22 protein-coding genes are annotated in these 21707 nt (G+C 68.6%); 13 read left to right on the top strand and 9 right to left on the bottom strand.

What is annotated here, in order from left to right:
• Window positions 1–218 precede the first annotated feature (218 nt).
• From ACGFIF_RS33750 to ACGFIF_RS33735, 4 genes are read right to left on the bottom strand one after another with little or no spacing between them, the layout of a single operon-like run.
• Window positions 219–1589: an NAD(P)(+) transhydrogenase (Re/Si-specific) subunit beta gene (locus ACGFIF_RS33750; protein ID WP_393160141.1), complete on the bottom strand. Its 1371-nt coding sequence runs from the start codon at window positions 1587–1589 to the stop codon at window positions 219–221.
• Window positions 1586–1891, bottom strand: coding sequence for an NAD(P) transhydrogenase subunit alpha (locus ACGFIF_RS33745; protein ID WP_393160140.1), 306 nt, complete (start codon window positions 1889–1891; stop codon window positions 1586–1588). Before ACGFIF_RS33745 ends, ACGFIF_RS33750 begins: the two co-directional genes overlap by 4 nt.
• Window positions 1888–3009: an NAD(P) transhydrogenase subunit alpha gene (locus tag ACGFIF_RS33740; RefSeq protein ID WP_393160139.1), complete on the bottom strand. Its 1122-nt coding sequence runs from the start codon at window positions 3007–3009 to the stop codon at window positions 1888–1890. The genes ACGFIF_RS33745 and ACGFIF_RS33740 overlap by 4 nt, the downstream gene beginning before the upstream one ends.
• 43 nt (window positions 3010–3052) lie before the next feature.
• A complete protein-coding gene (locus ACGFIF_RS33735; protein WP_393160138.1) occupies window positions 3053–4387 on the bottom strand; it encodes a dipeptidase in 1335 nt (444 codons plus the stop codon).
• A 120-nt stretch (window positions 4388–4507) separates the two neighbouring features.
• Here ACGFIF_RS33735 and ACGFIF_RS33730 point away from each other — a divergent pair, with 120 nt between their 5' ends.
• Window positions 4508–5461 (top strand): hypothetical protein, encoded by a 954-nt coding sequence (locus ACGFIF_RS33730; RefSeq protein ID WP_393160137.1) that lies wholly within the window; start codon window positions 4508–4510, stop codon window positions 5459–5461.
• On the opposite strand, the gene ACGFIF_RS33725 is transcribed toward ACGFIF_RS33730, so the two are convergent.
• Window positions 5458–6894, bottom strand: a complete 1437-nt coding sequence (locus ACGFIF_RS33725; protein WP_393160136.1) for a serine/threonine-protein kinase — start codon at window positions 6892–6894, stop codon at window positions 5458–5460. The two genes, ACGFIF_RS33730 and ACGFIF_RS33725, sit on opposite strands and share 4 nt — an antisense overlap.
• A 115-nt stretch (window positions 6895–7009) precedes the next feature.
• On the opposite strand from ACGFIF_RS33725, the gene ACGFIF_RS33720 reads away from it, so the two are divergent.
• The 6 genes from ACGFIF_RS33720 to ACGFIF_RS33695 all read left to right on the top strand — a co-directional run bounded on the left by ACGFIF_RS33720 (window position 7010) and on the right by ACGFIF_RS33695 (window position 12628).
• Entirely contained in the window at window positions 7010–7714 is a 705-nt protein-coding gene (locus ACGFIF_RS33720; RefSeq protein ID WP_393160135.1) for a hypothetical protein, read from the top strand.
• A gap of 15 nt (window positions 7715–7729) precedes the next feature.
• Window positions 7730–8923 carry a hypothetical protein gene (locus ACGFIF_RS33715; RefSeq protein WP_393160134.1) on the top strand — a complete coding sequence of 398 codons (1194 nt, stop codon included), beginning with the start codon at window positions 7730–7732 and terminating at the stop codon, window positions 8921–8923.
• A 55-nt stretch (window positions 8924–8978) separates the two neighbouring features.
• Window positions 8979–9716, top strand: coding sequence for a metallophosphoesterase family protein (locus ACGFIF_RS33710; RefSeq protein WP_393160133.1), 738 nt, complete (start codon window positions 8979–8981; stop codon window positions 9714–9716).
• Between the two features lie 17 nt (window positions 9717–9733).
• The gene (locus ACGFIF_RS33705) at window positions 9734–10867 is read left to right on the top strand and encodes a histidine kinase (RefSeq protein ID WP_393160132.1); all 1134 of its coding nucleotides are present in this window, start codon (window positions 9734–9736) and stop codon (window positions 10865–10867) included.
• A gap of 212 nt (window positions 10868–11079) precedes the next feature.
• On the top strand, window positions 11080–12294 hold the full coding sequence (gene fdhA, locus ACGFIF_RS33700; RefSeq protein WP_393160131.1) for a formaldehyde dehydrogenase, glutathione-independent: 1215 nt from the start codon (window positions 11080–11082) through the stop codon (window positions 12292–12294).
• Window positions 12295–12436: 142 nt separating this feature from the next.
• Entirely contained in the window at window positions 12437–12628 is a 192-nt protein-coding gene (locus tag ACGFIF_RS33695) for a hypothetical protein (RefSeq protein ID WP_393160130.1), read from the top strand.
• Between the two features lie 30 nt (window positions 12629–12658).
• Here ACGFIF_RS33695 and ACGFIF_RS33690 read toward each other — a convergent pair whose 3' ends face one another.
• On the bottom strand, window positions 12659–13609 hold the full coding sequence (locus ACGFIF_RS33690; RefSeq protein WP_393160129.1) for an aldo/keto reductase: 951 nt from the start codon (window positions 13607–13609) through the stop codon (window positions 12659–12661).
• 97 nt (window positions 13610–13706) lie between these two features.
• On the opposite strand from ACGFIF_RS33690, the gene ACGFIF_RS33685 reads away from it, so the two are divergent.
• The 6 genes from ACGFIF_RS33685 to ACGFIF_RS33660 all read left to right on the top strand — a co-directional run bounded on the left by ACGFIF_RS33685 (window position 13707) and on the right by ACGFIF_RS33660 (window position 19124).
• Window positions 13707–14456, top strand: coding sequence for a LytR/AlgR family response regulator transcription factor (locus ACGFIF_RS33685; protein ID WP_393160128.1), 750 nt, complete (start codon window positions 13707–13709; stop codon window positions 14454–14456).
• A 1-nt stretch (window position 14457) separates the two neighbouring features.
• Window positions 14458–14859 (top strand): hypothetical protein, encoded by a 402-nt coding sequence (locus tag ACGFIF_RS33680; RefSeq protein ID WP_393160127.1) that lies wholly within the window; start codon window positions 14458–14460, stop codon window positions 14857–14859.
• Between the two features lie 167 nt (window positions 14860–15026).
• Complete coding sequence (locus ACGFIF_RS33675; protein WP_393160126.1) at window positions 15027–16589, top strand: cation acetate symporter; 1563 nt, start codon at window positions 15027–15029, stop codon at window positions 16587–16589.
• 166 nt (window positions 16590–16755) lie between these two features.
• Window positions 16756–17100: a DUF485 domain-containing protein gene (locus ACGFIF_RS33670; protein WP_393160125.1), complete on the top strand. Its 345-nt coding sequence runs from the start codon at window positions 16756–16758 to the stop codon at window positions 17098–17100.
• A complete protein-coding gene (locus tag ACGFIF_RS33665) occupies window positions 17097–18743 on the top strand; it encodes a cation acetate symporter (RefSeq protein WP_393160124.1) in 1647 nt (548 codons plus the stop codon). Before ACGFIF_RS33670 ends, ACGFIF_RS33665 begins: the two co-directional genes overlap by 4 nt.
• Window positions 18744–18992: 249 nt before the next feature.
• Window positions 18993–19124, top strand: coding sequence for a hypothetical protein (locus tag ACGFIF_RS33660; RefSeq protein WP_393160123.1), 132 nt, complete (start codon window positions 18993–18995; stop codon window positions 19122–19124).
• A gap of 94 nt (window positions 19125–19218) precedes the next feature.
• Here ACGFIF_RS33660 and ACGFIF_RS33655 read toward each other — a convergent pair whose 3' ends face one another.
• Genes ACGFIF_RS33655 through ACGFIF_RS33645 form a run of 3 tightly spaced genes read right to left on the bottom strand, consistent with a single transcriptional unit; the run spans window position 19219 to window position 21701 of the window.
• Window positions 19219–20721, bottom strand: coding sequence for a CHAD domain-containing protein (locus ACGFIF_RS33655; RefSeq protein ID WP_393160122.1), 1503 nt, complete (start codon window positions 20719–20721; stop codon window positions 19219–19221).
• 9 nt (window positions 20722–20730) lie between these two features.
• Window positions 20731–20904, bottom strand: a complete 174-nt coding sequence (locus tag ACGFIF_RS33650; RefSeq protein ID WP_393160121.1) for a hypothetical protein — start codon at window positions 20902–20904, stop codon at window positions 20731–20733.
• A complete protein-coding gene (locus ACGFIF_RS33645) occupies window positions 20901–21701 on the bottom strand; it encodes a methyltransferase domain-containing protein (RefSeq protein ID WP_393160120.1) in 801 nt (266 codons plus the stop codon). Before ACGFIF_RS33645 ends, ACGFIF_RS33650 begins: the two co-directional genes overlap by 4 nt.
• Window positions 21702–21707 lie beyond the last annotated feature (6 nt).

Here is a 21707-nt window from a genome sequence, read left to right as displayed (position 1 = left end):
CAAAATTCCCTGGCGACGGAAATCCGGGGAATTCTCCGGTACGTCGCCCGGGGCCGGAACGCCTGCCCCGGCAGGGGTTCCGGCGACCACATCCGGTCTGTACCGCTGGGCCGTCGTACCGGCAGGATGGTGCCAATCGCTTGCCAACGGGTGCTGGGCGTGCTTTAGTTCGCGCCCTTTAGCAATGACACCCGCGCCATTGACATCGTAATCAGTGGTCAGACCGTCTTGAGGGCGGCGAGGAGTTTGGTCAGGGAGTCCCTTGCGTCGCCGAACAGCAGGGTGGTTCGCGGGTCGTAGAGGAGTTCGTTCTCGATACCGGCGAAACCGGGGCGCATCGAACGTTTGAGGAAGATGACCCGCTGCGCCTCGTCGGCGTTCAGGATCGGCATCCCGTAGATCGGGGCGCTCGGCGTGTTGCGGGCGGCCGGGTTCACCACGTCGTTGGCGCCGACCACGAGCACGACATCGGTGGACTTGAAGTCGCCGTTGATGTCGTCCATCTCACGCAGCTGCTCGTACGGGACCTGGGCCTCGGCCAGCAGCACGTTCATGTGGCCCGGCATCCGGCCGGCGACCGGGTGGATCGCGTAGTCGACCTTCACACCCCGGCCCTGCAGCTCCTCGACCAGGTCCCGCAGGGTGTGCTGCGCCTGGGCGACCGCGAGGCCGTACCCGGGCACGATGATGACCTTGTTCGCGTACCCGAGCAGGATGGCCACGTCCTCCGCGCCACCGGAGATGACCGGCCGCTCGGACGCCGTACCGCCGCCCAGGGTCGAACCGCCCCGGACCGCGCCGAAGAGGATGTTGAAGACCGAGCGGCCCATCGCGTCGGCCATCAGCTTGGTCAGCAACGTACCGGCCGCGCCGACCAGCGTGCCGGCCACCAGCAGCAGCGTGTTGCCGAGCACGTAACCACCGGCCGCGACGGTCAGACCGGTGAACGCGTTCAGCAGCGAGATCACGATCGGTACGTCGGCGCCGCCCACCGGCAGCACCAGCATCACGCCGACCGCGAGACCGACCAGGCAGAGCAGTACGCCGACCCACACGCGCGGGTCGGAGACCAGCCAGCCGGCCAGGGCGATACCGCCGATGACCGAGGCAATGAAGAGGACCGGCAGACCGGGGAAGGTCACCGGCCGGGTCGTCATCAGCTCCTGCAGCTTGGCGAACGTCACGATCGAGCCGGAGAAGCTGATCGCGCCGACCAGGACGGTGAACGCGGTCGCGATCGCGGCGACGGTCTGACCCTCGTGCACCTCGCCGAGCTCCATCAGCGCGACCAGGGCGGCCGCGCCACCGCCGACACCGTTGAACAGGGCAACGAGCTGCGGCATGTGGGTCATCTGCACCCGGCGCGACCCGACCACACCGCCGACGGTGCCGACGGCCAGTGCGATCAGGATCGGCACCAGGTGGTCGGGCTTGTAGGCGATGAAGGTGATGATCACCGCGAGCACCGCGCCGGCCGCGCCGAGCGCGTTACCGGCCCGGGCGGACCGCGGCGAGGACAGCGCCTTCAGCGCGACGATGAAACAGACCGCGGCGACCAGATACCCGATCTGGGCCCAGGTGGGGATCACTTCTGCAGCTCCTTCTTGCGTGCCCCCGGGCCTTTGAACATCTCCAGCATCCGGTCGGTGACCACGAACCCGCCGACCATGTTCACGGTCGCCAGGACGACGGCCAGCAGCCCGACGACCACCACGATCGCGGACTCCGCCTGACCGGTGACGATGATGGCGCCCACCAGGATGACGCCGTGGATCGCGTTCGCCCCGGACATCAGCGGAGTGTGCAGGGTCGAGGAGACCTTGCTGATCACCTCGACGCCGACGAACGCGGCCAGCACGAAGATCGTCAGCAACGCGATGGACTCGGTCATGCCATGCCTTCCAGGAGCTCGCGGGTGGGCTCGTGCAGCACGCTGCCGTCGTGGGTGACGCAGCAGCCACGGACGATCTCGTCGTCGAAGTCAGGATCGAACGCCGCGTTGCGGGTCATCAACCGGATCAGGTTGGTGATGTTCTGACCGTAGAGCCGACTGGCCGGTCCCGCCATCTGGCTCGGTACGTTCGCACCGCCCCAGACCAGGGCGTCGCCGATGGTCAGCTCGGTCCCGGCGACCGAGCCCTCGACGTTGCCGCCCTGCTCGGAGGCCAGGTCGACGACGACCGAGCCGGGTTTCATCTGCTCGACCATCGACCGCGACACCAGCATCGGCGCGGTTCGGCCGGGTACGGCGGCTGTCGTGATCAGGGCGTCCGCGGCGGCGACGTACGGGGTGAGCAGTTCACGCTGCAACTGGGCCCGTTCCGGCGTCATCTCGCGGGCGTACCCGCCAGGCCCGTCGAGGGTGCCGAGTTCCAGTTCGATCGGTACGGCGCCCATCGACGCGATCTCCTCGGCGGCGGCGGTGCGGACGTCGTACGCCTTGACCACGGCGCCGAGGCGCTTGCAGGTAGCGATCGCCTGCAGTCCGGCGACTCCGGCGCCGAGGACGAGGACCTGGGCCGGCGGGACCGTACCGGCCGCGGTCATGTTCAGCGGGAAGAACCGCGGCAGCCGTTCGGCCGCGACGATCGCCGCGCGGTACCCGGCGACCAGAGCCTGCGAGGACAGCGCGTCCATCGACTGGGCCCGGGAGATCCGCGGGATCAGCTCCATCGCGAACAGGGTCAGCTTGGCCCGGGTAGCGGACCGGACCACATCCGGCGGATTCGTCGGCAGGAACGACATCAGCGCCGTACCGGCGTGCAGCCGTTGCAGACGCTCGCGTTCCAAGGGCTGCACCGACGCCACGATCGTGGCCGCGTGGTCCGCACCCCAGGCGACCTCGGCCCCGGCGTCGCGGTACTGATCGTCGGAATACAGCGCCCGCTCGCCGGCGGCCGGCTCGACCGCCACCTCGTAGCCGAGCTCGATGAGTTTCGCGACTTGTTCCGGCACCAGCGCGACCCGGCGCTCGGCCGGTCTGGTCTCCCGTACGACTGCGATCTTCACTCGCCGAAACCTATGCCAAACACTGGGTCGCCGGAAAGCCCGGTCAAGAGTCCTTGGCCAGGTTCTGGAGCAGGAGAGCCTCGGCGAGGCAGACCTTGGTGAACTCGGCCAGGTGCAGACCCTCGTCGATCCCGTGGGCGCGGGTGTCCGGATCCTCCACCCCGGTGACCAGGATCGAGGCTTGCGGGAAGGTCTGCTGGAACTCCGCGATGAACGGGATCGAACCGCCCATTCCCATGTCGATCGGCGCGACACCCCATGCGGCCTGGAAGGCCGACCGGGCCGCTTCGTATCCGGCGCCGCGCGCGTTCACGCTGCACGGCTGACCGGTCTGGCCCTCGGTCACGGTCACCTGCGCACCCCAGGGAGCGTTCTGCTCCAGGTGATCGCGCAGCGCCACGCTGGCCTTGATCGCATCATCGCCGGGCGCGACCCGCAGGCTCACCTTGGCCCGCGCGACCGGCACCAGCGTGTTGCTGGCCTCCGCCACCGACGGTGCGTCGATGCCCAGTACGGCGATCGACGGGCGAGTCCACAGACGGTCGACGAGCGAACCCGAGCCGGTCAACCGGACCGAGTCCAGCACACTCGACTCTGCGCGCAGCCGGTCTTCCGGATACTCCACGTCCGCCGCCCGGGAAGCGTGCAGGCCGTCCACGGCGACGTCACCCTTGTCGTCGTGCAGGGTGGCGAGCAGCCGGCACAACGCGGTCAGCGCGTCCGGGACCGGGCCGCCGAACAGACCGGAGTGGACCGCGTGGTCGAGCGTGCGCACCTCGACGTACGCCTCGACCAGACCGCGCAGCGACACCGTCAGCGCCGGCTGGCCGATGTCCCAGTTGCCGGAGTCCGCGATCACGATCGCGTCGGCGGCCAGCTCGTCGGAGTACTCGTCCAGGAGTTGCAGCAGGGTCGGCGAACCGATCTCCTCCTCACCCTCGACGAACACCGTCACACCCACCGGCAGATCGTTGCCGAAGGCCCGTACGGCGGCCAGGTGGGCGGCGATCCCGGCCTTGTCGTCGGCCGCGCCCCGGCCGTACAACCGGTCGCCGCGCTCGGTCGGCTCGAACGGGTCCGACGTCCACTGCTCGACCGGACCGGTCGGCTGGACGTCGTGGTGGGCGTACAGCAGCACCGTCGGCTGCCCGGGCGGTGCGGCCTTCTTCGCGATCACTGCCGGCGCACCGTCGCCGGCCCGGACGATCTTCACCGTGAATCCCTCGGCCTCGAACAGCGCCGCGGTCGCCTCGGCGGAGCGCTGGACGTCGGCCGCACGGGCCGGTTCGTAGCTGACCGAAGGGATCCGGATGAGGTCCTCGAGGTCGGCACGGACGCTGGGCAGAACGCGGTCGATCGCCGCGGACAGATCGGTCATGCGCCTACCGTACGGCGTCCGTTCGCGGAGCCGACGCCCAGTTCGCCCTCGCGCGTTACTCATTGACGATCTACTCTGGAGTTCTCGTAGGTTTCCGCCCAACCTCAGAGGATCCTCATCATGGCCAGACGCCCACTCGCCATTTTCACCGCCCTCATCACGACCGCCACCGCGCTCACCGCCGGCCTCACCACAGCACTGCCGGCCAGTGCCGCGATCAGCTGTGACACCGCCACCAGCGGCGGCTCGACCTTCTACGACGGACCGTCCGCCTCCTACAAGTACGACGCCCGCTTCAGCAACAGCGCGAGCATCCCCAACCTGAGCACCCACACCCCGCAGGGTGCCGGCACTTGGTACAACTGGGACGGCTCCGGCAAGAACCTGCTGCTGGTCGCGTCCTACCGCACCGGCGCCGACTCACAGATCTACGGCATCGACCCGTCCACCGGCTCGACCGTCGGTGTGGTCGCTATCGCCGAGTCCCATGTCGGCGGCATCACCGTGAGCAAAGGCTGGGCATTCGTGTCCGGTCAGGGCAGCAGCATTCGCAAGTACAGCCTGACCGCGTTGCGGGATGCGATGAAAGCCGCTGGTACGCCGTACCTCACGCAGGTCGGGACTGCGCGCGACGTGGCCGCGTCGTCGTTCATCGGCAGCTATGGCGACTCGTTGTTCTCCGGCTCGTTCAATGAGACGGGTCGCGGAATCATGTACGAGTACAAGATCGCCGCCGACGGGACACTGACCACTGTCGCCGGTGCGTGGGAGGTGCCGACCAAGACGCAGGGTCTGACGGTGACCGCCAACCACTTCATCTACAGCACGTCGTACGGGCGTACCAACCGCAGCAACATCTACGTGGTCAAACGCGGCCAGAAGGACCTGGACGCGGCCGCGCTGAGCTGCTTCCGCGCCCCGAGCATGACCGAGGGCATCACGGAGTACAACGGCACCGCGTACCTGGTCTACGAGTCCGCCTCACACCTCTACGGCTCAGACCCCAACACCCTCAACGTCATCCCCCGGATGCACAAAGCATCCATCTCATCCCTGACGTCGCTTGTGCCTTAGCCGCCTGAGGGGACGTAAGACGCCGAGTCCAGCACGTCCTGCCGGTGGCGGGCGTTGTCATCACGCACCTGAACCTGCAGCAGCTTGCCATCGGGGTACTGGATGAACCGCTCGAAAACGAAGTGCCCTCGCGGGCAGGGGTAACGGAACAGGATCGCCTTCCGACCATCAACTTCCTGCGGCTCGCCTTGGACCGTGTCACAGCCGGGCGGCGGCGTGGTGGTGGTCGGCAAGGTGGTTCCACTCACGAGGCCCATGTACACGCCATCGACGTCCGTGGACTTGCCCCAATCCGCTGTGTTGGTGCTGACCAGCAGCGCCGGCCCTTCAGTCCGTTCGGCCTTCTGTGACCAGTCCCGTGGCACCTCGACGGACAGCTGCTCGTACTCCACCTTCACCGGTCGGGTGAGCACGAACTGGTAGCCGCCGTAGCCGCCGCCGGCAGCGAGTAGGACGGCGGCGAGCGCGGCGATCACGCGGGAGCGCCCACGCCGCCGCGGGGGTGTGGCGACGGTCAACTGGTTGTCGCTGGCAAGGGCTGTGGCCTGGTCTACGCGGCCTGTCGGTGCGGTGGGGGTAGGCATTTCTTCGGCGGGCACCAGACCAGGCGGGATCTTGCCGGTCGCGTGGGCCTCTCGCAGCGCGTTGAGGAAGCTGTCCAGGTCCGGCCACCGCTTGTCCCGGTCCGGCTCGAGTGCGCGTCGTACGACGACGTCGATCGCGTCCGGGACGTCCGCGCGGAGAGTCGTCATGGACGGCGGCGGTGAGTCGATCTGCATCACCGCACCGAGGCTGGCCACGCCGTGCGGTGCCTGTCCGGTGAAAGCGGCGTACGCGACCGCTCCGAGCGAGTACAGGTCTGCCCGGTGGTCCAGGCGTTCACCCCTGACCTGCTCCGGCGCGACGTACGACGGGGTGCCGCCGGGCATCGTGATCCTCGAGACCTCGGCCAAGGACTTGCCAAGCCCCAGGTCGGACAGCATCGCGCGGTCGCCCGGCGGCTCGGACCGGAAGAGCACGTTGGCCGGCTTCACGTCCCGGTGCAGGACGCCACGCGCGTGCAGGTGCTTGAGGCCCTTGCCGACCTCGGTGATGATGCGGACCGCGTCGCCGAGCTCCAGCGGACCGGCCTTGATCCGCTCCGCCAGCGTGCCGCCGTCGGCATAGGTGAGGACCATGTACGGGCGTCCGTCCTCGGTCTCCCCGATGTCGTGGACCCCCACGACGTACAGCGAGTCGACCTTGCGGAGGAACCGTCCTTCGGCCAGGAACCGGCGCCGGACGTCGTCGTCCTCGATCCAGTTGTCGGACAGGATCTTGACCGCGACCTCGGCGTCCAGTTGCTCGTCCCGGGCCAGCCACACGGTCGCGAAACCCCCGGCACCGACCCGGCGGACCAGGGCGTACCGGCCGATCCGCTCTGGCTGGTCCATGGCGCAATTATGCTCGATGCGTCCTGCGACTCGTTCGCCGGAGCGAACAGTACGGCGTTTCGGAGCGAACAAACCGGGTCTTCGGAGCGTCTCAACGGGGATGGACGAGGCACGGGTGACGACCAGAAAACGGCCGTTGGCGGCGGTGGTGGCCGCGGTTGCGGTCGCTTACGTCCGCGGGCGCACAGTGCTCGGTGGAGTCGGCACTCCGGTCAAGGTGCCCGGCACTGTGGCGATCGAGGCCGCTGCACATCTCTGGGACACCACACTGACTGTGCAGGTCGCTAGTGCAACCAGCAGCTCGCTGGTGATCCAGGACTACACCGGCAAAGTGGTCGACCGGTTCAAGGGCGTCGACTCCCTCGCGACGAGTGCCGACGGCAAGTACGCCGCCTACGCGTCCGGCGGGCGGTACTCCCTGGGCGAGGCCGGCGGCAAGGTGTACTTCCAGGAGCCCGGCACGCGGCCTACCGCCGTACTGGCCCGTCCTAAGGCCTACGACCTGCGGGTGATCGCGGTGATCGACCGGTTCGTGTACTTCCGCAGTGCGAGGAGCGCCGGTCCGGCACCCAACGGCGGGGAGCCGTACGGCGAACCGCGGACGGCGGCCCTCGACACCAAGACCGGCAAGCTGCTCCGCGAGTGGACCGCGAAGTCCTTACGCGGCGCGGTCGCCGAGGACGACGACCACCTCCTGCTGCTGTGGCCCGACCGCCAAGAGCCTCAGTCCCGCTCGGCCGTGGTGCGCTGCACGGTCAGCACCGGCCAGTGCGAACTGGCCACGCCTTTGTCCCCCGAGCCCCTGCTGCTCGGATCGTGAGTTAGGAGTCCGCTGATGCGGAACAACAACAGGCGCCTGGTCATCCTGGTCGCATCAGTAGCAGTAGCCGCAGTAGCCATCGGCGCCGCCTTCGCCTACCGGCAAGGCCCCCAGAACGCCACCGCCGACGCCGCCCCCTTGACCGGCTCCCCCTCGCCCACCCCCAAACCGTCGCCGACACCGTCGAAGACACCGACGCCCGTCAAGCCGACCCCGACCGCGAAGCCGACCAGTGCCCCACCGACGTCCACCGGCCCGGCCAAGGTCACGGTGGACATCCACAAGCTCAGCAAGGGCCGTGAACCCGCGATCCCGTACCTGTTCGGGCGCGAGGTCCGCGGCGGATCCGGCGACGCGATCAAGATCCCCGGCACCGGCGGTGTCATCGCGATCGGCCGGCTGGACACCGGGGTGTTGGCTGTCGTCACGAAGGGCGACTCGGGCACCGAACTGCTGAAGATCCACAACTCGGAGGTCCGGCGAACACCCGACGTGTCGTCGCTGGTGACGACCCGCGATCAGTCGGCGGCGGCGTACGCGGCCGGCCGGATCAGCTCGCTCGGTGCGGAGGAGAAGGGCGGCATCCTGTACGCCGAGACGGTCGGCGAGGGCGGCTCGGTGCAGTCGCTGAAGCTGCCGGACGCCTGGAATCTCCGAGTGCTCGCCTACGTCGACGGCAAGGTCTACTACCGCGCGGACAACGACGACACCGGCGCGTGGAAGCTGTACAGCTGGGTGCCCGGCGCGTCGAAAGGCACCCTCGTCAACACCGTGTCCTCGCCGTCAGCCGTCTCGGCCGACGGCCGCGTCGCTGCGTCGGTGAGCCTGATCAACGACCGCGGCAGTTGCTCCTCGGTGGTCGAGGTCGACACCGGCAAGCAGTTCTCCCGAGGCTGTGACTACATGCTGACCGGCTTCGCTCCGGACACGCTGACCGCGGTCGGCGGACCGGCGTACGGCGACGGCTACTGCAACGGAGTCCAGGCCGCCGTGGACAGCCGGACCGGCAAGCTGATCCGCGAGTGGAACGGCTGCTTCCACCAGATCGTTGCCGAGGACGACCAGCACGTCCTGATCGTCGCCGTCGGCAAGGGCCAGGGCGAGGAAACCGGGGTCGAGCGCGCGATCATCCGCTGTAACCTCGCCACGCCCGACTGTGAACTCGCGACCCCGATCGCCGTCGACAAGGCGACGGAGATCGGCACCTGATCTGCCGGTAGCAGACAGGTCGGCTGGGTTGGAGGTTTTGGAGCAGACTGGCGGCATGGCGACGGTTGCTGTGCTGGCGGATGTTCATGGGGTCTTGCCTGCGCTGGAGGTGGTGTTGGCGGAGGGCGACGTCCAGTCGGCCGACAGGGTGGTGTTGGCGGGGGATATCGCCAGTGGGCCGTTGCCGGTGGAGACGCTGGATCGGTTGAGCTCGCTCGGGGAGCGGGTGGTGTGGGTTCGGGGGAACGCGGATCGGGAGCTGGTGGAGATGGCTCGGGGGGAGTTCGACCAGGAGCCGCCCGATGCGGTGAGTCCGTGGGCGGCGCGGGAGTTGCGAGCGGATCAGGTCGAGTTGCTGGCTTCGTTGCCCACCACTGTGACCATCGGCGATGCGTTGTACTGCCACGCGACGCCGCGGGATGACGAAGAGATGGTCTTGGTGGACAGTCCGATCTCACGGTGGGCTCAGGTGTTCAGCACGCTGCCGGACGAGGTCCGCACGGTTGTCTGCGGGCACACGCACATGCCGTTCGCGCGGCAGGTCGATCGACGGTTGGTGGTCAACGCGGGCAGCGTCGGGATGCCGTACGGCGCTCCTGGCCCGAGCTGGGCTCTGGTCACGCCAGACGGGGTCCAGCTCCGGCGGTCGGCCCTGGACAGTACGAAGGCCGCCGAGCGGATCGTCGCGGAGTCGTCGTACCCCGGTCGGGAGGCCTGGGTGGCCGAGTACCTCCTCTCCAACTACTCCGACACAGAGGCGTTGGAGGCGTTCAGGCCACGCGCGGAGGGCTGACCGGTTACCGTCGACACGTGTTCGCACGACGGCGGAAGCATTTCGGGACTCTGGCTGACAAGGCGACGTACGCGACTCTGCATACCGCCTCGCTGGCCACTCCGCACCTGCGCGAGGGCCTGACCCCCGCCGCGGCCGGCAAAGCCAGCCGCCACCTCAGGGACCTCCTTGGTACGGCGGCCATCGCCATCTGCGACTCGTCCGGCGTACTGGCCTGGGACGGGGTCGGCGGACCCTACGAGAGCAACCACCGGGGCGACGCGAAGGCTCTCGCCGCTCCCACTCTCCGCACCGGGCGTACGGCGGTGCTGGGAGCCCACGACGTGGCCTGTGGCGATCCGCAGTGTCCGATCCGTACGGCGGTCGTCGCCCCGATCGTGACCGAGGAGCGGGTGGTCGCCGTACTGCTCGCCTACAGCATCAAGTCGTCCGCCGCACTGGTCAGAGCGACCGAGGAGGTCGCCCGTTGGGTGTCGGGCCAGGTGGAACTGGCGGAGCTCAACCGGGAGCGCACCCGGGCGATGGAGGCCGAGCTGCGGGCGCTGCGGGCGCAGATCAGCCCGCACTTCATCTACAACGCGCTGGCCGCGATCGCGTCGTTCGTGCGGACCGACCCCGAGCGGGCGCGTGAGCTGCTGCTGGAGTTCGCCGACTTCTCCCGCTATGCGCTCCGCCGTGGTGGCGAGTTCACCACGCTGGCCGACGAACTGCGCAACGTCGAGCGGTACCTGGTGCTGGAGCAGGCCCGGTTCGGGGACCGGTTGAAGGTGTCGCTGCTGATCGCCCCCGAGGTACTGCCGGTGGTCATCCCGTTCCTCGTCGTACAGCCGCTGGTGGAGAACGCCGTACGGCACGGACTGGAAGGCACCACCGGGGTCGGCCGAATCACCATCCGGGCCCAGGACCGGATCAACGAGGCCGAGATCAGCGTGGAGGACGACGGCGCCGGCAGCGACCCCGAGGTGATCCGGGCCGCGCTGTCCGGTGAGTCGGGCAGCGACTCGGTCGGCCTCGGCAACGTGGACGCCCGGCTCCGGCAGGTGTACGGCGACGCGTACGGCCTGGTCGTGGAGACCGCCGTCGACGCGGGCACGAAGGTGACTTTCCGCGTGCCCAAATACTCCTCAGGAGTGCACGCCGTCTCGCGTTGACGGTGGTAGTGGGGCGGACTAGCGTCGAAAGCAATCCCCTGATGGCGTTGGCCTTGCACCTCCGCGGGAGCATCGCTGTTGGTACGGGATTCACCTGGGCGGGGCAGGCGACGACTGGATCGCCTTCTCAGGGGCGATCGCAGCCCGCGAAGCGGTTTCGCACGGCTCCATGGCGTTCTGCGGTGGAGCCTCCTGGAGAGGAGCGCTTGCTCGTGCCAGGTAACAGGGCAGTGATCTACAAGGGTCCAGGCGACGTGGCGGTCGAGACGATCGACTACCCGAGTCTGGAGCTCAAGGACGGTCCAGGGGTCAACCCCGCGAACGTGGGCCGGCAGATTCCGCACGGCGCGATCCTCAAGGTGGTGGCCAGCAACATCTGTGGCAGCGACCAGCACATGGTCCGCGGCCGGACGACGGCACCGTCCGGGCTCGCGCTCGGCCACGAGATCACCGGTGAGGTGGCGGAGGTCGGCCCCGACGTCGAGTTCATCAAGGTCGGGGACCTGGTGTCGGTCCCGTTCAACATCGCCTGCGGGCGGTGTATCAACTGCAAGGAGGGCAAGACCGGCGTCTGCCTGAACGTGAACCCGGACCGGCCGGGGTCGGCGTACGGGTATGTCGACATGGGCGGCTGGGTCGGCGGCCAGGCGGAGTACGCGCTGGTGCCGTACGCCGACTGGAACCTGCTGAAGTTCCCCGACAAGGACCAGGCGCTGGAGAAGATCCGCGACCTGGCGATGCTGTCGGACATCTTCCCGACCGGGTACCACGGTGCCGTCACGGCCGGCGTCGGGACCGGTTCGACCGTCTACATCGCGGGCGCCGGGCCGGTCGGCCTGGCCGCGGCCACGTCGGCCTTCCTACTCGGCGCGGCAGTGGTGATCGTCGCCGACCTGCAGAAGGAACGGCTGGAGCAGGCCCGCAGTTTCGGCTGCGAGACGATCGATGTCTCCGAGGGTGATCCGAAGGACCAGATCGAGCGGATCCTCGGGGTGCCGGAGGTCGACAGCGCGATCGACGCGGTCGGGTTCGAGGCACACGGCCATGGCACCGACGCCCGGACCGAGCGTCCCGCGACCGTGCTGAACACGGTCATGGACGTCACCCGCGCCGGCGGCGCGGTCGGTATCCCCGGCCTCTACGTCACCGGCGATCCCGGTGCGACCGACGAGGCCGCGAAGACCGGCTCGCTGTCGATCCGGCTGGGACTCGGCTGGGCCAAGTCGCTGTCGTTCATGACCGGGCAGTGCCCGGTGATGAAGTACAACCGCCAGTTGATGCAGGCGATCCTGCACGACCGGACGCAGATCGCGAAGAACGTGAACGCCACGGTCATTCCACTGGACGAGGCACCGCAGGGGTACAGCCAGTTCGACCAGGGCGCGGCGCGCAAGTACGTGCTCAACCCGCACGGATTGATCAAGTAACCGGCAGGCCGACGGGGGCGGGGTCACGGCCCGGCTCCCGTCGCCGTCCGCGGGCGCAGAGTCGTGACCGCGGCGAAACGTGCCGGTAACAACTCGCTGGTCATACTGCTGGGAAGGCAATCCGTGACGAGAGCGACCTTTCATGAGCAGTGACAACCGACTCGACCTCGAGTTCGCCTACACGACGTACCAGGACTCCTGCCGAGACCTCTACTCGCCGCACTACTACTGTCGGCGCCCGCTCGGCCACGAAGGCGTCCACGCTGCGGGCTTCGGCGCGAGCCGCGTCCGCTGGGAGCACCAGCCCGACCACGCTCCGCACCTGCTGTCCTGAACCAGCGTGGAAGCGTGCCCGGCGGCACCTTCACCCGCTGGCCCGGCTGAGCGCCTCGACTTCCGCTTCGTCCAGCGTGAAGGTGAGCGCTCCGGCGTTCTGCGCCGCCTGGGCCGGGTTCTTGGCGCCAGGGATGGGCAGCACCCCGTCCTGCTGGATCAACCACCGCAAGGCCACCTGACTGGGGCTCCGGTCGTGGCGGCCACCGATCTCGCCCAGCAGGCCGACCAGGTTCGCCAGGTTCTCGTTGCGGAAGGAGCTGCTGCGGCGCCGCCATCCGGCCGGTTGGCTGTCGGCCGAGTACTTGCCGGTGAGCGCTCCCGAGGCCAGCGGCATGTAGGCGATGAGGGTCACCCCCAGCTCCCGGCAGGCATCGATGACGCCGTCGGTCTCCGGGCCGCGGTGGAGCAGCAAGTACTGGACCTGATTGGAGGCGAGCACCCGGCCTCTCCGGGCCAGCGCGGCGTGGGCGGCGCGCATCTGTTCGGCGTTGTAGTTGCTCACGCCCACCGCCCTGATCTTCCCCGCCTCGACGGCGTCTGCCATCAGGTCCATCAGCGTGGGGATCGACATCCACCGGAACGGGTAGTGAACCTGATACAGGTCGATCGTCGTACGCCGTAGCCGGGCGAGGCTGTTGTCCAGCGTGGCGGGCAGACTGCTTGTCCGGGAGAAGAAGCCGAACGGGAACTTGGTCGCCACCACGACGTCCCGGCCCGCCGTCAGCTCACCGACCCTGCGCTCGGACGCACCCTTGCCGTACATCGCCGCGGTGTCGATGAGGTTCACACCGGCCGCCAGGCTCACCTCCAGCGCCGCTCGCTGCTCCTCGGCAGTGCTCGTCGGGCCGTAGACGTTCCGCGCGGGATTCCACCGCGGTGCGGCCGACATGTCACCCCAGACCATCGCCCCGATGCCGAGCCGGGAGACGGACAGGTCCGTCCGCCCCAGTGGCATCGAAAGCCCGTTCGGCTCAGCCATCCTGGCCACCTCAGCTCATCGATCCCCCCGGACGACAGTAACTCCATTTGCCGTTCTCGATCTCGGCTGCCCGATTCCTTGGCATTAGTGTGTGGCCATGGCCGACACTCCCCTGCGCGCGCTGGTCGCGGACGACGAGGAGCCTGCCCTGGCCGAGCTCGTGTACCTGCTGTCACAGGACGACCGGATCGGGGAGATCAGGACGGCCTCGAACGGTCCGGACGCGCTGAAGATCCTGCAGGCCGCCGACCTGGACGTGGTGTTCTGCGACATCAAGATGCCCGGCCTGGACGGGATCGACCTGGCCCGGGTGCTGTCCAAGTTCCGCCAGCCGCGCCCGCAGATCGTCTTCGTCACCGCGTACGACGAACACGCGGTGGATGCGTTCGACCTCGAAGCCATCGACTACGTGATGAAGCCGGTCCGGGCCGACCGGCTGTCCGAGGCGGTCCGCCGGGTGGTGACCGCGGGCGCGCCGGCCGCGCTGCAGTCGCCCGACGAGACCGACGACGAGGTGATCCCGGTCGAGCTGGCCGGCGTCACCCGGTTCGTCCAACGCTCGACAGTGCGTTATGTCGAGGCGCAGGGCGACTACGCCCGCCTGCACACCGGGCAGAACTCGCACCTGGTCCGCATCCCGCTCAGCACGTTGGAGGAACGCTGGGGCGACGCCGGGTTCACCCGGATCCACCGCAGTACGTTGGTCGCCCTCGCGCACGTGGACGAGATGCGCGTCGACGGCGGCCGGTGTGCGGTCCGCGTCGGCGGCGACTGGCTGCCGGTCAGCCGTCGCCACACCCGTGAGCTCCGCGACCTCCTGGTCCGGTCGACGTCACTGCGCGGATGAGATGAGTACGCCGGAGGGCCCCGAGGAGACCCGCGTACCTCGACGCGTGCGGGTGACCAGCCCGCGAACCAGCGCGGCCCGCCGCCCGATCATCCCGACCGGGACCCGCGAGATCGACGAGCAGACCAGGCTGGGCGAGGTCTACATGCATTCGCTGATCCAGTCCCAGCTCCGTCTCGCCCTCGCCGTCATCGGCGGTGCCGCCGTCATCCTGGGCGGTATCCCGCTGCTGTTCGCACTCGTCCCGGCCACCCGCACGTTCGATGTCTTCGGCCTGCCGCTGCCCTGGGTGATCCTCGGCATCGTGGTCTACCCGGTCGTGTACGTCGCCGCCCGCCTCTACGTCCGCAACGCCGAACGGATCGAGGCCGAGTTCACCGAGTTCGTGGGGCGGCAACAGTAGTGCCGGCCGGTGGGGAGGGTTTGAGTGATTGCGGTGTTCAGGTGCGTGCATCGGGGCGCTTGAGGGGCGTCCTCGATGCGGTGTTTCATCGTGGATGCCCCTCAAGTGCCGCGAGGTGCGTGCCTGGGCGCCGCAAGCGCCAAACCATCCCCACCGGGCGGCACTAAATGTCACCGGCAACGAGTCTGATCGGGATCGGGCTGGTGATCGTCGCGACGATCGGGATCGGCCTGTTCGGGCTGCGGATCTCCCGCACCACCAGCGACTTCTACGTCGCCAGCCGGGTGGTCACGCCGCGCTGGAACGCGTCCGCGATCAGCGGCGAATACTTGTCGGCGGCATCGTTCCTCGGGGTTGCCGGGCTGGTGCTGGTGAACGGCGCCGACATGCTCTGGTTCTCCGTCGGGTACACGGTCGGCTACCTGATGCTGCTCGTGCTCGTCGCCGCACCGCTGCGCCGATCGGGTGCGTACACGTTGCCCGACTTCGCCGAGACCCGCTTCGAGTCGGCCGTCGTACGACGGATCTGCGCCGGGCTGGTGGTCGGCATCGGCACGCTCTACCTGCTGCCCCAGCTCCACGGCGCGGGCCTCACCGTGCAAACGGTCACCGGCGCACCACCCAATGTCGGCGCTGCCGTCGTTGCGGTGATCGTGGTGATCAACGTCGCGGCCGGCGGCATGCGCTCGATCACCTTCGTCCAGGCCTTCCAGTACTGGCTGAAGCTCACTGCCCTGGCCCTGCCGGTCTTCGTCATCCTGATCGCCTGGCGGTCCGCCGAGCATCCGGTCGGCGTACTCGAGTCGCTGCAGGGCGCCGGGGCGGCCTGGGCCGAGCCGCTGTCCACCGCGGACGGGCGCGACCATCCGCTGTACGCGACCTATTCGTTGCTCTTGGCCCTTTGTTTCGGAACGATGGGGCTGCCGCACGTGCTCGTCCGCTTCTACACGAACCCGGACGGCCGGGCGGCCCGTCGTACGACGGTCGTCGTACTGGCGTTGCTGGGGACGTTTTATCTGTTCCCGCCGATGTACGCCATTCTCGGAAGGACGTTCGCCGCGGACCTGGTCGGGAGTGGCGCGGATACCGTCGTACTGGAGCTGCCGGGGCGGATTTTCCCTGGTACAGCAGGGGATCTGCTCGGTGCACTGGTCGCTGCGGGTGCGTTCGCAGCATTCCTGTCGACGTCGTCGGGGTTGACCGTCGCGATCGCGGGAGTGATCGACCAGGACCTGTTGCGGAGCAGGTTGCACCGGTGGACCGGTGGTGACTATGTCGCGGTGAACAGCTTCCGGATCGCGGCGCTGCTGTCGATGTGCGTGCCGTACCTCGCGTTCCTGCTGACTGGGTCGCTGAGTCTCGCGGACACGGTCGGGCTCGCGTTCGCCGTGGCCGCGTCGACCTTCTGTCCCCTGCTGGTGCTGGGGATCTGGTGGCGGCGGATGTCCACGACCGGCGCCGCTGCCGGGCTCGTCGTCGGCGGGGTCGCGGCGAGTGCGGCGGCGCTGAGCAACGTGATCGGCGGCCCGGAGAGCGGTTGGCCGCAAGCACTCGTCGGTCAGCCGGCCGCGTGGACGATGCCACTCGCCTTCATCACCGTGATCGTGGTGTCCAAGCTGACCCCCGACAAGATCCCGGCCGGCACCGCCCGCAGCATGGTCCGCCTCCACACCCCCGAGGCCGTGGACGTCGACAGAGGGTTACCGCAGTCGCCGTACCGCTCGTCGTGAGGATTCGACCGCTCGTCGCAGCCGAGTGATCCACCGGTCGACTGGTGTGGTCCGCTGAGCGCTCGGTGCGTGTGGATGCTGTTTGTGCAGCGTGAGCCGGACCACAGTACGGACCAGCAACCCCTGCCGGTCTCCGCCCGGCCTGATCCGTCTGGAGGTCCCGCGAATGAGCGACACAACGCGATCCGCGGGCGATCCGGAAGTGTCGACGTACCGAGACGTCCAGGTGTCCCCGGACTTCTCCGAGTTGCGTCGCCGGTTCCGGCGCTTCGTGTTCCCGATGACCGGGCTGTTCCTGGTCTGGTACTTCCTCTACGTCCTGCTCGCCGCCTACGCGCCCGGCTTCATGTCGACGAAGGTCGCCGGCAACATCAACGTCGCGCTGCTGTTCGGGCTCGGCCAGTTCGTCTCGACCTTCGCCATCACGATGATCTACGTCCGCTGGGCCGACAAGCGGGTCGACCCCGATGCCGAGCGGCTTCGCCACCAGATCGAGGGAGTTGACCAGTGAGCGCCCCCCTGTTGTTGCCGCTGGCAACCGACATCGGCAACCCGACCGTCAACATCGCGATCTTCGCGCTGTTCGTGATCGCGACGCTGGCGATCGTGATCAAGGCGTCCCGGAACAACCGGACCGCGGCCGACTTCTACGCCGGCGGCCGGTCCTTCACCGGGCCGCAGAACGGTATCGCGATCGCCGGTGACTACCTGTCCGCCGCATCCTTCCTGGGGATCGCGGGTGCGATCGCCCTGAACGGGTACGACGGCTTCCTCTACTCGATCGGCTTCCTGGTGGCATGGCTGGTGGCCCTGCTGCTGGTCGCCGAGCTGCTCCGGAACACCGGCCGCTTCACGATGGCCGACGTACTGTCGTTCCGGCTCAAGCAGCGGCCGGTCCGGATGGCGGCCGCGATCTCGACCCTCGGCGTCTGCTTCTTCTACCTGCTGGCGCAGATGGCCGGCGCCGGGGGTCTGGTCGCACTGCTGCTGGGCATCGACGGCCGGGCCGGGCAGAGCCTGGTGATCGCGGTGGTCGGCCTGATCATGATCACCTACGTGCTGGTCGGCGGGATGAAGGGCACCACCTGGGTGCAGATCATCAAGGCCGTCCTGCTGGTGGTGGGTGCCGGCATCATGACGCTGTGGGTGCTGGCGAAGTACGCCTTCAACCTGTCCGGTCTGCTCGGCGCCGCTGTCGACAACAGCCCGGCGGCCGGCGAGAAGCTGCTCAACCCGGGTCTGCAGTACGGCGCGACCGGCATCAGCAAGCTGGACTTCATCTCGCTGGCGCTGGCCCTCGTGCTCGGTACGGCGGGCCTGCCGCACGTCCTGATGCGCTTCTACACGGTGCCGAACTCCAAGGAAGCCCGCCGCAGCGTCAGCTGGGCGATCTGGATCATCGGCATCTTCTACCTGTTCACCCTGGTCCTCGGGTACGGCGCCGCCGCCCTCGTCGGACCGGACGCGATCAGGGCCGCTCCCGGTAAGGCGAACTCGGCGGCACCGCTGCTGGCCTTCGAACTCGGCGGCGAGCTCCTGCTGGGCGTCATCTCCGCGGTCGCCTTCGCCACCATCCTGGCCGTGGTGGCCGGCCTGACCATCACCGCGAGTACGTCGTTCGCGCACGACGTCTACGGCCAGGTGATCAAGAAGGGCCAGGTCAACGCCGACGGCGAGGTCCGGGTCGCCCGGATCACCGCGCTGGTGATCGGTGCGGTCGCGATCATCGGCGGCATCTTCGCCAACGGGCAGAACATCGCGTTCCTGGTGGCCCTGGCGTTCGCGGTCGCGGCCAGCGCGAACCTGCCGACCATCCTGTACTCGCTGTTCTGGCGGCGGTTCAACACCCGCGGCGCGCTGTGGAGCATCTACGGCGGTCTGGGCTCGGCGATCATCCTGATCGCGTTCAGCCCGGTCGTCTCCGGCAAGGTGGACGCCAAGACCGGCGCGAGCCTGTCGATGATCACCGACACCGGGATCGACTTCCACTGGTTCCCGCTGGACAACCCGGGCATCGTCTCGATCCCGCTGGCGTTCGCGCTCGGCTGGCTCGGCACGGTCACCAGCAAGGAGCAGACCAACGTGGACAAGTTCGCCGAGATGGAGGTCCGCTCCCTCACCGGTGCCGGCGCCGAGAAGGCGGTGCAGCACTAGAGACCTGTCAGGCAGGCCCTGCTGATTTCCACGCGAACCTGCCTGGCAGCCCCACCCCCGCCCCTGAAGACGGACCCGGCACCCTCCCGCCCGGGTCCGTCTTCCACGTTCAGAGCACAGCAACGAACACACGAAAAACAAAAGAAGAAAGAGGATTTTGATTGGGTGTGCAGGGCGACCGGCTGGCACGTGTCTGACCGCACGATTCGAGCTAATACGTACTTCATGCACGAACACGGAGCTGCGCCGATGGTGCTCCAGACCGCCGAGGGTTCCGACGGTCTGGTTGACGCCTTGCTCGCCTGCTCTGGTGCCTGGGTCCGCTCGGCGAATGCGCGCGGGCGCGTCCACGGGGTGGTCGATCCGCGCGGTAGCGCGTGAGTGAAGCGCGATGAGCGCGCCGTGGGGTGGGTGGGAGCGGCGCGTAGCACGGCGACGAAGGAGCCGCGCGGAGCGTCGCGTGGGTATGAGTTCTTCAGGCGAGTTTGAGCTTGGGCCAGAGTTCGTAGAAGGCGTCTCGGGAGTCTGTGCCTCGTTGTTCTTCGGCGGCGTGGAGGCGGCCGAAGGTGAAGGCGTTGCCGCCGTCGAGGTGGACCTGGACGGCCAACTGGCGGAGGAGGTCCCGGGAGACGACGGAGTCCTGGTGGGCGCCGAGGACTTCCTGGACTTCTTCGGCGCGGGCGGCGAGGTCGGCGGCGTCGTCGCCGAGGGCCGGTACGGCGGACTCCGCGGCGTACCGGAGTCGCTTGGCGGCCTTGCGGACCTCGTGGAGTTCGTGGTCCTGCTCCCCGGTGGTCTCGGCGACCTCGGAGCGGCGGACCGCCTTCCGCATCCGCTTCCAGTCGTGGTCGAGGAGCTTGTGGATCTGCTTGGCCGCCTTGCGATCGTGGCCGGCCAGCGGCGGCTGCGCGATCAGCTCGTCGAGCGTGTCCAGCAGCCGGAAGTAGCGTTCGCTCTCCAACGCGGCCAGCGCACCCGCCCGGCCCTCCTTGTACACACCTCGCAGGTGGTCGTCGATCCGGCCCGCGACCCGGCCCATCACCAGCTCGACCGGCTGCTCCGCGACCTCGGCGGCGAAGTGTTCACGCTGGACCTCGGCATCCCGCGCGACGCCGAGCTCACCGGCCAGCCACTTCAGCTCGGTCCGGATCTGGTCGCCCGCCTCGCGGTCCAGCACCGGCCGGTACGTCGCCAGCGCCGACCGCAGCCGGCGCGTCGCCACCCGGAACTTGTGGATCGAGTCCGGGACGTCACGCCGTACCTCCGGATCCCGGTCGCGGATCGCCTGCACCTGGGCACTGGCGTACGCCCGGAACAGGTCCGAGGTCCGGGGCTTGTCGGGCAGCTCCCACTCGGCACGCGCCGGCACCCGGTCGCCGAGGGCCCGGGCCAGCTTGCTCGGCCCCACCGCAGGTGTCGCGCCCGCGGACCCCAGCAACGCGCCGGCGGCTGCGAGCAGCTCCTCGTCACCGCTGACGAGCTCGAACTCCCACTCGCGCCAGGTCTCGGGCTCGGCTCCGTCGAGCTCGGGTGCGACGGTCGCGGTGACACGGTCGTCGGCGAGCTCGGCGAGGACATTCCCGCTCTCGTCGAACAGCCGCCGGACGACGCGCTTGGTGCTCAGCGTCACGACCGGGACGAGCTCGTTGTCGCGGGCATGGACCCGCACCGTCCGCACCACCGCGATCGGCACCTTGCGGAACGAGCGGCCGAGTGGGTGATGGACCTCCAGCCGCTCACCCGAGGACTTCGGGAACTTCACGTGCCAGCCGTCGTCCTCACCACCGGACCGCCGGCGCAGGGTCACCTGGTTGGCCGCAAGGCCCAGCGTGTCGGTGTCGTAGTACACCGCTTCCAGCTCCAACGTGACCGGCCGGGAAACCCGTACGACGCCGGGAAGTCCATGCAACGCGGGCACGCTGACCCGCTCGTCCACGTCGTATTTGGTCTCGATCTCCACCTGCTCGGTCGCCGCCATACCCCCTGTTTACCAGGAGTTCATGAACTGGTCGCGTGCACGCACGTCGGCGACCACCCGCTCCAGATCCCGATCGGGTACGGCGTTGCGCGCGATACCCGGTGTGGACGGCCAGATCTGCTTGCGGTGGTTGCGTTCGAGTACCCAGCCGATGAGTCCGGCCAGGATCAAAAGAGTGATCATCTGAGGCCTACCGATTTGAAGAAGGTGTAGTGGAAGGTGCCGCCGGGTTCCGCGGCCTTCTCCAGGTCGCGGATGCCCTGCGCCCATTGGGCCGGCGTTCGCATCCCGGCGGCGATGGCCCGCTCCCGGACCGACTCGACCATCGCGATGAAGGTCTTCCGGGTGAACCCGTCGACCAGGTGCGGCAGCGTCTCGTCGGCGTAGACGGTGCACGGCCAGGCCCGCACGTCGTCGTACCCGGCGTCTTTGAGCAGCGGCTGTAGCCGTCGGCCGATCAGGGCATCGCCGCCCGATGCGGCCTGGAGGTCGACGAGGCAGTCGATGACGGCTTGCGCCGCCGTGCTCCGAGGGTGGAAGAAGGCCGACTCGTGATCGCCTTCGATGACGGTGATCGTGCCGCCGGGTTTGAGGAGCCCACGCAGCCGGAGCAATGCCTCGTGCGGGTTCGGCAGGTGCTCGAGGACGAAGCAGAGGAAGACGTGGTCGAAGGATGCGTCGGAGAAGGGCAGGTCGAACAGGTCACCGTGATGCCAGTCGACCTCCGCACCGATCGCCGCGACCCGGGCCTTGGCCTGGGCGAGTGATTCCTCGGAGATGTCGACCGAGACGAGGTCGATGCCGGGGCTGCGGGTCACCAGCTGGACGGTCTGCGCGCCGACGCCGCAGCCCGCTTCGAGTACGCGGCTCCCGGCCGGGTAGCTGGTCCCGGCGTGCAGCAGGTCGGCGAGCGTCTGCGCCTGGTCGGTCAGCCGACGGGTCTCGGCGGGGGTGTAACCGTGCACGTAGTCAGTTCCCATATCTCC

This window comes from Kribbella sp. NPDC049174, from assembly GCF_043197365.1.
Taxonomy (GTDB): domain Bacteria; phylum Actinomycetota; class Actinomycetes; order Propionibacteriales; family Kribbellaceae; genus Kribbella.
Note: the sequence above shows the minus strand (reverse complement) of the source record. Positions and strands in the feature narration are given on the sequence as shown.

Bases quoted from the DNA above. Each gene is read 5' to 3' on its own strand.
- ACGFIF_RS33745 (WP_393160140.1), bottom strand. From the start codon at position 1,891: ATGACCGAGTCCATCGCGTTGCTGACGATCTTCGTGCTGGCCGCGTTC.
- ACGFIF_RS33735 (WP_393160138.1), bottom strand. From the start codon at position 4,387: ATGACCGATCTGTCCGCGGCGATCGACCGCGTTCTGCCCAGCGTCCGT.
- ACGFIF_RS33730 (WP_393160137.1), top strand. From the start codon at position 4,508: ATGGCCAGACGCCCACTCGCCATTTTCACCGCCCTCATCACGACCGCC.
- ACGFIF_RS33725 (WP_393160136.1), bottom strand. From the start codon at position 6,894: ATGGACCAGCCAGAGCGGATCGGCCGGTACGCCCTGGTCCGCCGGGTC.
- ACGFIF_RS33715 (WP_393160134.1), top strand. From the start codon at position 7,730: ATGCGGAACAACAACAGGCGCCTGGTCATCCTGGTCGCATCAGTAGCA.
- ACGFIF_RS33710 (WP_393160133.1), top strand. From the start codon at position 8,979: ATGGCGACGGTTGCTGTGCTGGCGGATGTTCATGGGGTCTTGCCTGCG.
- ACGFIF_RS33695 (WP_393160130.1), top strand. From the start codon at position 12,437: ATGAGCAGTGACAACCGACTCGACCTCGAGTTCGCCTACACGACGTAC.
- ACGFIF_RS33690 (WP_393160129.1), bottom strand. From the start codon at position 13,609: ATGGCTGAGCCGAACGGGCTTTCGATGCCACTGGGGCGGACGGACCTG.
- ACGFIF_RS33685 (WP_393160128.1), top strand. From the start codon at position 13,707: ATGGCCGACACTCCCCTGCGCGCGCTGGTCGCGGACGACGAGGAGCCT.
- ACGFIF_RS33680 (WP_393160127.1), top strand. From the start codon at position 14,458: ATGAGTACGCCGGAGGGCCCCGAGGAGACCCGCGTACCTCGACGCGTG.
- ACGFIF_RS33675 (WP_393160126.1), top strand. From the start codon at position 15,027: ATGTCACCGGCAACGAGTCTGATCGGGATCGGGCTGGTGATCGTCGCG.
- ACGFIF_RS33670 (WP_393160125.1), top strand. From the start codon at position 16,756: ATGAGCGACACAACGCGATCCGCGGGCGATCCGGAAGTGTCGACGTAC.
- ACGFIF_RS33660 (WP_393160123.1), top strand. From the start codon at position 18,993: ATGGTGCTCCAGACCGCCGAGGGTTCCGACGGTCTGGTTGACGCCTTG.
- ACGFIF_RS33655 (WP_393160122.1), bottom strand. From the start codon at position 20,721: ATGGCGGCGACCGAGCAGGTGGAGATCGAGACCAAATACGACGTGGAC.
- ACGFIF_RS33650 (WP_393160121.1), bottom strand. From the start codon at position 20,904: ATGATCACTCTTTTGATCCTGGCCGGACTCATCGGCTGGGTACTCGAA.
- ACGFIF_RS33645 (WP_393160120.1), bottom strand. From the start codon at position 21,701: ATGGGAACTGACTACGTGCACGGTTACACCCCCGCCGAGACCCGTCGG.